The 11,249-nt window shown below is 66.0% G+C and carries 10 protein-coding genes and 1 pseudogene; 7 read left to right on the plus strand and 4 right to left on the minus strand.

The window, feature by feature from the left end:
* From HHL14_RS33350 to HHL14_RS26950, 3 genes and pseudogenes are all read left to right on the plus strand, one after another.
* Positions 1–995 (plus strand): annotated as a pseudogene (locus HHL14_RS33350) (DUF802 domain-containing protein); the annotation flags it as partial.
* Positions 995–1,651, plus strand: coding sequence for an OmpA family protein (locus tag HHL14_RS26945; RefSeq protein ID WP_169500637.1), 657 nt, complete (start codon positions 995–997; stop codon positions 1,649–1,651). The pseudogene HHL14_RS33350 and the gene HHL14_RS26945, both read left to right, overlap by 1 nt.
* Before the next feature lie 73 nt (positions 1,652–1,724).
* Entirely contained in the window at positions 1,725–2,417 is a 693-nt protein-coding gene (locus HHL14_RS26950) for a DUF2894 domain-containing protein (protein WP_329601737.1), read from the plus strand.
* A 133-nt stretch (positions 2,418–2,550) separates the two neighbouring features.
* Here HHL14_RS26950 and HHL14_RS26955 read toward each other — a convergent pair whose 3' ends face one another.
* Positions 2,551–3,303: a TerC family protein gene (locus tag HHL14_RS26955; protein ID WP_169500639.1), complete on the minus strand. Its 753-nt coding sequence runs from the start codon at positions 3,301–3,303 to the stop codon at positions 2,551–2,553.
* 124 nt (positions 3,304–3,427) lie between these two features.
* Between HHL14_RS26955 and HHL14_RS26960 the strand changes: the two genes are divergently transcribed.
* The gene (locus tag HHL14_RS26960; protein ID WP_169500640.1) at positions 3,428–4,309 is read left to right on the plus strand and encodes a LysR family transcriptional regulator; all 882 of its coding nucleotides are present in this window, start codon (positions 3,428–3,430) and stop codon (positions 4,307–4,309) included.
* A 63-nt stretch (positions 4,310–4,372) separates the two neighbouring features.
* On the opposite strand, the gene HHL14_RS26965 is transcribed toward HHL14_RS26960, so the two are convergent.
* Entirely contained in the window at positions 4,373–5,533 is a 1,161-nt protein-coding gene (locus tag HHL14_RS26965; protein ID WP_169500641.1) for a porin, read from the minus strand.
* A 560-nt stretch (positions 5,534–6,093) separates the two neighbouring features.
* Between HHL14_RS26965 and HHL14_RS26970 the strand changes: the two genes are divergently transcribed.
* Together HHL14_RS26970 and HHL14_RS26975 are read left to right on the plus strand one after the other, a co-directional pair.
* The gene (locus HHL14_RS26970) at positions 6,094–6,237 is read left to right on the plus strand and encodes a hypothetical protein (protein WP_169500642.1); all 144 of its coding nucleotides are present in this window, start codon (positions 6,094–6,096) and stop codon (positions 6,235–6,237) included.
* Positions 6,238–6,311: 74 nt separating this feature from the next.
* Positions 6,312–6,986, plus strand: coding sequence for an HAD family hydrolase (locus tag HHL14_RS26975; protein ID WP_169500643.1), 675 nt, complete (start codon positions 6,312–6,314; stop codon positions 6,984–6,986).
* A 169-nt stretch (positions 6,987–7,155) separates the two neighbouring features.
* Here the strand turns inward: HHL14_RS26975 and HHL14_RS26980 are convergent, their stop codons facing one another.
* Positions 7,156–8,040, minus strand: a complete 885-nt coding sequence (locus HHL14_RS26980) for a hypothetical protein (RefSeq protein WP_169500644.1) — start codon at positions 8,038–8,040, stop codon at positions 7,156–7,158.
* 594 nt (positions 8,041–8,634) lie between these two features.
* Here HHL14_RS26980 and HHL14_RS26985 point away from each other — a divergent pair.
* The gene (locus HHL14_RS26985) at positions 8,635–9,597 is read left to right on the plus strand and encodes a response regulator (protein WP_169500645.1); all 963 of its coding nucleotides are present in this window, start codon (positions 8,635–8,637) and stop codon (positions 9,595–9,597) included.
* A 153-nt stretch (positions 9,598–9,750) separates the two neighbouring features.
* Here HHL14_RS26985 and HHL14_RS26990 read toward each other — a convergent pair whose 3' ends face one another.
* A complete protein-coding gene (locus HHL14_RS26990; protein ID WP_169500655.1) occupies positions 9,751–10,941 on the minus strand; it encodes a GGDEF domain-containing protein in 1,191 nt (396 codons plus the stop codon).
* Positions 10,942–11,249 lie beyond the last annotated feature (308 nt).

Below are 11,249 nucleotides of genomic sequence, written 5' to 3' on the forward strand. Positions count from 1 at the left end.
CCGAAACACTCGGCACGATGACGGCGAAGCTCAGCGAGCAGTGGCAGCAGACCGGTGAGCAAACCGCGAACCGTCAGCAGGCAATCTGCGACGCGCTCGCGCAAACCGCGCGCGATATCTCGGCCCAAACGCAAACGCACGCCAGCGCGACGCTCGCCGAAATCGACCGTATCGTCCAGGTCGCGGCCGACGCGCCGAAGGCCGCCGCAAACCTGCAAGCCGAACTGGCCGCCCGCGACGAGCAGCGCTTCACCACGTGGACAGAAACGCTCGGCGCGATGACGGCGAAGCTGAACGAGCAATGGCAGCAGACCGGCGCGCAAACCGCGAACCGTCAGCAGGCAATCTGCGACGCGCTCGCGCAAACCGCGCGCGATATCTCCGCCCAAACGCAGACGCACGCCAACGCGACGATCGCCGAAATCGAGCGCCTGGTGCAGGCGGCATCGGAAGCGCCGAAAGCGGCGGCCGAGGTCGTCGCGGAACTGCGGCAGAAGCTCTCCGACAGCATGGTCCGCGATACCGCGATGCTGGAAGAGCGCAGCCGCTTGCTCGCCACGCTGGAGACGCTGCTCGACGCGGTGAACCACGCGTCGACCGAACAGCGCACGGCCGTCGATGCGCTCGTCGCGACCTCGGCCGATCTGCTGGAGCGCGTCGGCAATCGCTTCACCGAGCATCTGGAGCACGAGACCGGCAAGCTCGGCGCGGTGGCCGCCCAGGTCACCGGCAGCGCGGTCGAGGTCGCGAGCCTCGGCGAAGCGTTCGGCGCGGCCGTGCACGGATTCGGCGCGGCGAACGACAAACTGCTCGCGCATCTCGAACGGATCGAAGCGGCGCTCGACAAATCGCTCGCGCGCAGCGACGAACAGCTCGCGTACTACGTCGCGCAGGCGCGTGACGTGGTCGACCTCAGCGTGATGTCGCAGAAGCAGATCGTCGAAGATCTGCAACTGCTGGCCGCGCAACGCGCGGGCGCCGGAGCCGACGCGTGATGAGCGAGGACATCGACGGCGGCGTGGAAACGTCCGCGCCGATCTGGGCCGCGTTCGGCGATCTGATGTCGGTGCTGCTCGGCGCGTTCGTGCTGATTCTGGTGGGCGTGATCGGCGTGCAGCTCGAACTGTCGAGCAAGCTCGAACAGGAGGTCAAGCAACGGCAGGCCGAGACGCAGCGCCGCAAGACACTCGAACAGGCGCTCGCCGGGCCGCTCGCGGCGGGGCGTGTGACGCTCGTCAATGGCCGCATCGGCATTAGCGGCAATGTGCTGTTCGCGCTGAACTCCGATCAGTTGCAGCCCGAGGGCCGCGCGCTGCTGAAGAGTCTGGCCGGCCCGTTGTCCGCGTATCTGCGCGCGAGCGATCAGATCCTGATGGTCAGCGGCTTTACCGACGACCAGCGTCTGCGCGAGGGCAACCGGCGCTTCGCCGATAACTGGGAGCTGTCGGCGCAACGCGCGTTGACGGTGACGCGCGCGCTGATCGACGACGGCGTGCCGGCGGCGTCGCTGTTCGCGGCGGCGTTCGGTTCCGGGCAGCCGGTCGGCTCGAATGCCGACGAAGCGGGCCGCGCGAAGAACCGCCGCGTCGAAATCGCGCCGGTGCCGCGACCGTCGTCGAGCGCGGCGGGTACGGAGAAGTCCGGTGCGTGACCGCGCTGATGAGGATGCTCGTGAGGACGCTTGTGGCGGCGCTGATGGCGGCGCTGATGGCGGCGCGCCTGCCGTGACGCAGGCCACGCGCCATCCGGCTCACGCGACGCTCGACGCCTGGCGCGCGAGCGGCGCGCATCGGCTCGATCCGCTGCGCTTCGATCTGCTCGAGGCACTCGCTCGACGGGCGGTGCAGCACAGCGGCGACGCGCGGCGCGTGCTCGACGACAGAGTGTCGGCATTGCTAAGCGAATACGCGGCGCGGGTCGAACGCGCAGAGGCCGATGCCGATGCCGATGCCACGAGCGCCGTGGTGCAGCCGTGCGCGGCTCCTGACGTTCCTGACGCCCCCGTCGTTGCTGATGCCGCTGACGCCGCAAACGAACCCGACCACGCCACGCTCGCGGCCCTGATCGCCCGTCTCGGCCAGCACCATGCGCGCGCGGATGCGCCGCATGCCGGCGCTTATCCCGAACTCCCCGCGCTTGACCACTTCCGCGAAGTCTGGTCGAAAGTCCGCACCGAGAAGCAGTTGCGCCAGTCGCTTGCGCCGGTGCCTGGCAATGCGGGGCCGCTCAATTCGAGCAGCCTCGTGCATCGCGCGTTGTCGTTGATGCGCGAGTTGTCGCCGGGTTATCTGAAGCAGTTTCTGTCGTATGTCGACACGCTGTCGTGGCTCGAGCAGATGAACGGCGGCGCGCCCGCCGAGAAAGAAGCGCCGCGCGCGGCGGCGGCCAGCAAGAGCACGCGCCGGAAAGCGCGTTAGACGCGACTGGGCCGGCATTCCTGCAGCCGGCCTACAGGGTTAGAGCTTCGGATTCAGGCACCGGATTCGAGCGCCGAGTTCGCTCGCCACGGCCGATCCGTACGATCCACTCGCCCCCAGCGTTTCAGCCACATCACTCTTCAACGCTTTTCACCCGTTTCGTCTTCGCGCGCCGCGCGAGCATGTTCATGCCTTCGACGAACGCCGAGAACGCCATCGCCGCGTAGATATAAGCCTTCGGCACGTGCGAGCCGAAGCCCTCGGCGATCAGCGCCATACCGATCACCAGCAGGAAGCTCAGCGCCAGTATCACGATGGTCGGATTGCGATCGATGAAACGCGCGAGCGGCTGCGCGGCAAACATCATCACGAGGATCGACACGATCACCGCGACGAACATGATCGGCATGTGCTCGGTCATGCCGACCGCGGTGATGATGCTGTCGACCGAAAACACGAGGTCGAGCACGATGATCTGGCCGATCGCGGCCGCTACCGTCAACTGCACGGTCGAGGCGGCCTTTTCGGCGGCTTCGTCTTCATGCGTCACGTGATGACGAATTTCACCGGTCGCCTTCCACACGAGGAACAGGCCGCCGGCGAGCAGGATCAGATCGCGCCACGAAAAGCCATGGCCGAACAGCGTGAATACGACCTCGGTCAGATGCACGATCCACGCCACGGTGCCGAGCAGCGTGAGCCGCATCACCAGCGCGAGCGACAGGCCGATGCGCTGCGTGCGTGCGCGTTGCGCTTCGGGCAGCCGGTTGCTGAGGATCGAGATGAAGATCAGGTTGTCGATGCCGAGCACGATTTCCATCACGATCAGCGTGATGAGCGCGGCCCATGCGGCGGGATCGACGGCGAGTGCAAGCAGGGAGTCCATAAGGTGACCAGAAAGAATAGGGCGCCGCTGGCGGCGGAAGCGCTAATCATCGGCGCTTTTGAGGTTCGGATAAACCAGTGATAATCTGAAAGATATATCGATTTTTTCGAAGTGTCGAATCCGTATGCTCAACTACCGTCATCTGTACTACTTCTGGATCGTCGTGAAGGAGGGCGGCTTTGCGCGCGCGGCCGAGCGGCTCGAGATGGCCGTGCAGACCATCAGCGCGCAGGTGCGCGAGCTGGAGAAGTCGCTGGGGCGTCAGTTGCTGAAGCCGGCCGGGCGCGGTGTGACGATGACCGAGGCGGGCGAACAGGCGTTCGATCGCGCGGAGCAGATTTTCCAGCTGGGCGAGGCGTTGCTCGACGAGATGCGCGAGACGAGCGGCGAAGGCGTGGTGCGCTTCGCGGTCGGGTTGTCGGACGGTGTTTCGAAGCTCGCCGCGCATGCGCTGCTCGCGCCGGTGCTCGCCACGCCGTCGCTGCGGCTGCTCTGTCATGAAGGGGAGCCCGCGCAATTGCTGTCGGAGCTGGCGCTGCATCGGCTCGATCTGGTGCTCGCGTGTCAGCCGGCGCCGCATGGCGCGGACTTGCGCGTGTTGAGCCAGCGCGTCGCGGGCGTGCCGGTCGATTGGTATGGACCCGCGCAGATCGTGCGCAAAGCGGCGCGCACGGGCTTTCCGCAGTGTCTCGCCGATCTGCCGGTGTTGCTGCCGACCCGCCACGGCGCATTGCGCGCGCGGCTCGATCGCTGGTTCGAGTCGCAGGGGATCCGGCCGCGCATCGTCGGCGAATTCGAGGACAGCGCGCTGATGGCGGTGTTCGCCGCGCGCGGGCTGGGCGTGTTTCCGCTCGCGGAACTCGGCGCGCAGGAATTGACGTTGCTACGGGGTTTGCGCTGGCTCGGCCGCGCGGACGACGTGATCGAGGAGATTCACGCGATCCGCTCGCGGCGCGGCCAGCATCATGCGCTGGCGTCGCAGGTGATCGCCGCGGCGCAGGCGTGATGGCGACGGCGCGCGTTGCGTACGTTACGTGCGTTACGCGCGCCGTGCCATGCTTTGCGGTCTTTAGAACGCGTGACGCATGCCGGCCGTCACCGCGACCTGGCTATTCGTCGACGACGGCGACAGCGTGTTGATCATCGCGTGCGACAGCACCGAATCCGCGGGCGCGCCGTGCGCGTTCTGGTACACGCCTTCCACATAGAAATCGGTGCGCTTGCTCACCGCGTAGCCGGTCTGCAGCATCGCGGTGTTCCATGCCGGCGACGAGCCGTTGTACGCGCCGTGCGTGAACGTGTACGCGCACGACACGCTCCATGCCGGCGTCAGTTCGTACTTCGCGTTGACCTCGTAGTTGTCGAGGCGCAGCGAGCCGCCGAGCGTGCCGGTGCCGTCGCTGCCCGCGCCGAGATAGCTGCCCGTGCCGAACGAGAACACGCCGGCGACGTTGTCGATCTGCGTGTGGCTCCACAGCAGGCCGACGGTCGCCGGCCCGAACGTGTAGTTGCCGCCGAGCGACCAGATGCGCTGACGCGCGGCGATGAAGTTCGCGCTGGTGTCGCCGCTGGTGACGGCGCCCGCGCCGTTGCCCGCGTTGTTGAACTGCAGGTAGCCGGCCGCCAGATTCAGCGGACCCTGCGCGTACGAGAGGCCGAAGCTGTACGAGCGGTTGTTCGCGAAGTCGCCGGCCTTGTTGCTGAACGAGTACATCGTCTCGAACGTGAGGCCGTGGTACAGCGGGCTCGCGTATTTGACCGAATTGTTGATGACGACCGAGTTCGCGGCGAGGTTGTCGTTCTCGAACGGATGGCCGGCGAGGCTGCCGCCCCACGTGTTCCAGCTGGCGGAGAGCGGACCGACGAGGTCGTTCATCACGTCGAACTGGCGACCGAACGTCAGCGTGCCGTACGGATCGCTTTGCAGACCGACCCACGCCTGCGAGCCGAACGCGCTGCCGGCGAACGCCTGCGCGCCGTTGTTCATCATGAAGCCCTGCTCGAGCTTGAAGACCGCGTGCAGACCGGCGCCGAGATCTTCCGAACCCTTCAGGCCGAACACCGTGTTCTGCGTGGTGCCGCTCGCGACTTGCCAGTTGCTGTGGCCGAACTGGTTGTTGGTGTAGACGATGCCGGTGTCCATCAGGCCGTACAGCGTCACGCTGCTTTGCGCGTGCGCGGACAGGGTGAAGGCGCCGAACAGCGCGGCGGCGAGCAGGGTCTTTTTCATGGCGGGTGCTTCCTTGATCGATAAAGCGTTTTTTTGAATGAATCGGGCTCGTGTTGGGCTCGTGTCTGGCGTTGGCGCGGGCGCTAGCGGGGTGCCTGGGGGCGCGGTTGAGGCACGCCTTGGGGCATTGTTCGCACGCCTTTCGCAGGCTTTTCGCGCGTATTTCGTACGCATTCCGTGCGTATTCCGTACGCGTCGCGCCGTTGTCGGCTATTGTGAAAATCGCCAGGCGTCGGCTATTTCCTCGCTTTGCAGCGCGAATAACGGCAGCACCGATGGGTTTGCTCGGGCGCGGCGCGGGCTGTCGGATGAACGGCGAAGCAGTCGCGAGCACGCGGCGTGCTCGGGTCGGTAGCGACGGGCGAAGCTGCGCGTCGGTCGTTCAGCAGGAAATCAGGCGGGGCTTGTTCGAAACGGCGGCGTGACGGCGACAACGACGAGGGGCCGAAGCTTACCCTGGTCCGGCACGCGCCGGGGCGAATCCCGGACAAAGCGTGGGGGCGCCGCCACACTGGGAAGGCGGGCGGCGAGGGGCGTCTGGAGGGGAGCGAAGCGCGGCCGTGAATCAGGCCATGAACCGGGCGATGAAGCAGGCCAAGAAGCAGGCCAAGAAGCAGGCCAAGAAGCAGGCTAAGAACCGGGCGATGAACCAGACCGCGAACCAGGCCGCGAACCGGGTCACGAACCAGGCTGCGAACCCGTGACCGGCACGATGCCGCGCTCGCCGTGTCATCGAGGCATGGCATAGTGAATCGACTCGACATCAGCGGAGGCTGCGATGCGTATCCAGACATCTTTTCTGTTCGATCTCGACGGCACGCTCGTCGACAGCGTTTATCAGCACGTGCTGGCGTGGAAAGAGGCGCTCGACAGCGAGGGCATCGCGCTGTCCATATGGCGGATTCATCGCAAGATCGGCATGAGCGGCGGGCTTTTCACGAATCAGTTGCTGCGCGAGACGCACGGCGAAATCAGCGTCGAACGCAGCGAGCGGCTGCGCGAGGCGCATGCGGCCGCGTATCAGCGGATGCGCGCGCAGGTGTGTCCGTTGCCGGGCGCGCGCGAACTGCTCGACGCGCTGACGCGGACCGATACGCCGTGGGCGGTCGCGACGAGCGGGCGGATGGAAACCGCCGCGCTCAACCTGGAAGCGCTCGGCGTCGATCCGGCCCGCGCGGTTGTCGTTACGCGCGACGACGTCAAATACGCGAAGCCGGACCCCGACCTCTTTGTCGCGGCTGCCGCGCGGCTCGGCGTGCCGATCGAGCATACGGTGGTGGTCGGCGACAGTATCTGGGACATGCTCGCCGCGCGTCGTTGCCGGTCGCTCGGCGTCGGCCTGTTGTCGGGCGGTTATGGCACCGAGGAGTTGGAGCGCGCGGGTGCGCTGCGCGTCTACGACGATCCGGCCGATCTGCTCGCGCATCTCGACGAGGTCGCGTCGCGGCCGTGAGCGTGCGGCCCTGAGCGCGCGATGTGGATGCGTCACGCCGGCGTGGTTTCGCGTAGTGGCGTGACGTGCCCGTAGGGGCCACTTCGGCTGTGCCCGCTTGCCGTCCGTTTTCAGCCTGTTTTCGGCCTGTCTGTAGCCGGTCCGTAGCCGGTCCGTAGCCAGGTTGCCGTCAATGCTTGAGGATCGGCGGCTCAGCCGACTGTTGCATCGGCGTCACTCTGGACGACTCCCGGACCAGTTGATCGGTCATCGCCGAGCCGACCGAGGGCGGGCTGCGGTCAGGCGACAGAGGCACGGCGACGCCCGATGGCATCGGCAGCGATGGATCGGGTTTGGCGGATTCCTTGACCAGCTGGTCGGTCAGCATTGCTGCGACCGGGTTCGAGCCGTTCGGATGCGCTTCGTCGCGTTGGCGAGCCTGGGTCGGGGCGACGCGCGGGCCGAGCGCCGGTTTCGGCTGCGCTTTCTGCAGTGCGAGCGCCTGTACCGTCTGCTTCGACGACCTGGCGTGCGCGGACGCGGTGGGCTGCGTCGTGGGCGGCGATGTGTTGTCGATACGGCCGGCGGCGGTCTGACCTGAATCGGGCGCGGCGTTCGGGTTCGGGGCAAGGGCGGCGACGGACGGCGGCGCGATCGAGGCCGACTGTGAGGGCGTTGCCGGAGGCGGCGCGACGGTCACCTTATCCGTCGTGCCTGCGTACGGCGCGGGTGACGGTGACGGCGGCGGCCCAGCGGGGACCGCTTGTGGGGGCGCAATCGTGGTGGCCGCAGTAGCCGCCGGAGCCTGCGGCACAGATGCCCCCGGATTGGCACCCGGCCCGGCGGGCGCAGCCGGTGTCGCCGTGACGGCCGGCTGCGCCGGCATCACGTTACCGCCCGCGACATGCGCGGCGCCGCGTTCCGAGTCCGAATCCGTCGCGCCGGTGATCCTGCCGATCACCTCGCTGGTCGCCGTCGGCGCCCGTTCGTCTTCCTTGGGGAACAGCAGATAACCGGCGATGCCCGCATCGATCACGAGCAGGCCGACTATCAGCAACTTACCGGTATTCGTCATATCTAAGCAACATCGTTCAGGAAATGCGAAGAACCATGATAAACGACGACTCCCCCCGAGCCGATTTTTGTCATCGTACGACTGTGCGTCGCAGCGCGCCGGATCCGACTTCGAGCAGGCGCGGATTCGACCGCGAAGCCACGGCGCAAGGAGCGCGCAGACGTTAAACGGCAGCCGCCGCAAGCAAATATTTTCCGCTTGCTTCGATATGTTTTCTTGACGAGATTAAGCGCAACGCATAGGCGCGGCATGCGTCGCCGGCAATCCCGGCCAAGTTGCACCATTCATGCGCGGACCCTGTACTATACGAACCGTTGGAGACGACCGGCAGCCACGGTTTGAATACCCGGGGTGTAACACTGATTCACGCCGCACGCGCGGCACGCCCGCGAAACTGCTCAACCGAACAGAGCCGCCAGCAGCGGTCGCCACGGTGAAGGCGGGCGGGACCGGAAGTGGCGGTAATCCCATTGACCATGCGGACTCGCGGGCGAAACACTTGCCCGGCATTCCTTGGGCTGTCGCACTGACTGACGCAATCCGGATCGGCCGGTTCCGGAGCTTGCGGCGGCGGCGCGAGAACGACTTGAAAAGATGAACAATTTTATTCGACCCCCCGTTTTCTACCCATCCACGGTTGTTTTCGTCGACGACAACGACAGCTACCTCGATGCGCTGCGCCGCTTCTTCCCGGGCACTTCCACGAACCTGTTTTTCACGCGGCCGCAGGCGGCGCTGAACTATATCCGTCAGCACGCGCGCGAGAATTCGCTGGAATTCGCGGCGGCGTCGGCGTGTCTGAGCGAGCCGGGCGTCGAGCGCTTCGTCGAGACTTCGGCGGAGCGGGATATCGTCGCGCGGCCGTCGCGCTTCGAAGAGGTGGCGGCCGTCATCGTCGACTACGACATGCCGGGCATCGGCGGCGTCGATTTCCTGTCGTCGATCTCGCATCTGCGCTGCGCGAAGGTGCTGCTCACCGGCGTCGCGGACGAAACCGTCGCGGTCAAGGCGTTCAACGCGGGCATTGTCGATCTGTATCTGCGCAAGACGGACGCCGATTCGGCCAACCGCCTCGTGCATTTCCTGAAAGATGCAAAGAGCCGCCATTGCGCGGAATCGGGCTGGCTCGCGCTCGGCGAGAACGGCATGACCTATTGCGATCCGCGCACGCGCAAGGTGATCGAGGACGTGGTGGCCGAGCAGGGGATCGTCGAGTATTACTGGCGGCCCGAGCAGAACGTGATCCTGATGTTCGACGCCGCGGGCAATCCGAGCGTGTTCGTCGCGTGGGCGGAGAACGACTGGATCTCGCAGGGCGAGATCGTCGCCGATGAAGGCGGCCCGTCCGAGCTGCTGCGGCAACTCGCGGTGCGTGAGGTGATGCCGCTGTTCTGGCCGGATCTCGCGTATCGCGCGGGGATGAATTTCCGTGCGTTGACGCCGCGCAGCATCCCCGGCTGGGACGATGCGTTTTACGGCTGGACCCGCATCGAGCTGGGCGAGGTCGGGATCGATCTCGTGACCTTCGCGCAGTGGCGCAGCGAGCGTAATCGCTGACGCGACGGGATGGCGTCGCGCGCGCCGAGGTTGAGCGCGCGCGGCGGCGTACCCGCTTTCTTTCTCGTATCCATCACATTCATTACTGTCGCTGCGCGGTGGGCGCCGCTGACGCTCGTCGCGAGCGCGCTGCGTGCTGCGTGCTGCGGCCAGCTATGCGCTGCCCGAGCAGGTCGCGGCTGGCGGCGCCGCGGTCGGCGTTTGCTCCAGCCGATTGCCGCCTAGCGACTTGGCCCGATAGAGCGCCCGGTCCGCGGCCGAAAGCAGATCGGTCAGGGACGCCGTGTCGCGATTCGCTTCGGCGAGGCCGATGCTGACGGTCGCGCGAATCCGGTCGCCGTCGGCGCTATGGGACAGCGCGGCAAACCGGCTCGCGACGGTCTCGCCCACCTGCCGCGCGCGCTGACCGTCGTCGCCCGGCAGCAGCGCCGCGAATTCCTCACCGCCGATGCGCGCAACGATCGCGTCCTCACCCGTGACGACCCGCACGGTTTCCGCGAACGACTTCAACACCTCGTCGCCGGTCTTGTGCCCGTAGCGGTCGTTGATTCGCTTGAAGTGATCGAGATCGAAGGCGAGCAGTGCGACGGGGTGGCGCTGCAGCGCGGCGTCGCTGAACACCCGCTCGCCTTCCTCGAAGAACAGCTTCCGGTTGCCTAGGCGAGTCAGATAGTCCGTGCGCGACTCCTGCAAGAGCTCGCCATGAATTTCCTCGCGGGTCAGCCGCAGCATGGTCATCGGCAGGATGACCGAGTAGAGGACGCCTTCGTACATCGTGATTTCGCTGGAAAGGGACAAGGCGCGCGGCCCGAAGACCGGTACCAGCCACGGCAACACGAAAGCTCTCGCGGCATAGAACAGCGCGTGGATGGCCGTGACCGCCACCGCGACGCGTCGCGACTGAACCGCCGGCATGCCGCCGCTGCGCGTCAGTTCGAACGAAGTCATGGCCGAAACCAGCGCGATCGGCAACGCGCTCGCATAGATCCAGACGGCCGCCTGCCAGCGCACGCCCGCGATCGCCCACGTGAGCGCCATCACGAGCCACAAGCCGATCGAACTGGCGAGATAGCGACGGCCATTGAACATGGCCACCCCGTGCAGGACCAGCAGATAGCCGCCAAGAATCACAAGATTGCTGACCGCCGGCCCGGCGGCGCCCAGCAACTGACTCCGGAATGAAGCGACCGCGCAGCCGATGCCCAGCGTGGCATAGCCGGCCGCGAGCATGCGCAATTCCTTGCCGCGTTTCGGATGAGACAGGTGTTCCCAATACGTCATGGCGGAACTGGCAAATAAGGTTCCGATCGCAAGAAGGTAAAGGGTGGCTATATCGACTTTCATCGCTGACTTCAGAGCGCATCCCCGGCGCAACGGGGCAAAGTTTAAGGATTGAACATGAGATAACGGCAAACGCGACGCTTCCTTGCGAAATGATAACGGAACGGGCGGTTGAGGGCCGCGCCAGCAAGCTGAGATTTTTCTTGTTTAAGATAAAAATTAGTCCAATTCCGATAGACGCTCCGGCATGCGGTTTCGATACTGTCGATGACACGTAACCTCATGCCCACATGCTCAAGCCACCCCAGGACCGCACATTAGGTATTACCGGCGATGCTCTCCCGACATGGGCTAACGAGCCGGTACTGGCC

The organism is Paraburkholderia antibiotica, from assembly GCF_012927125.1.
Lineage (GTDB): Bacteria > Pseudomonadota > Gammaproteobacteria > Burkholderiales > Burkholderiaceae > Paraburkholderia > Paraburkholderia antibiotica.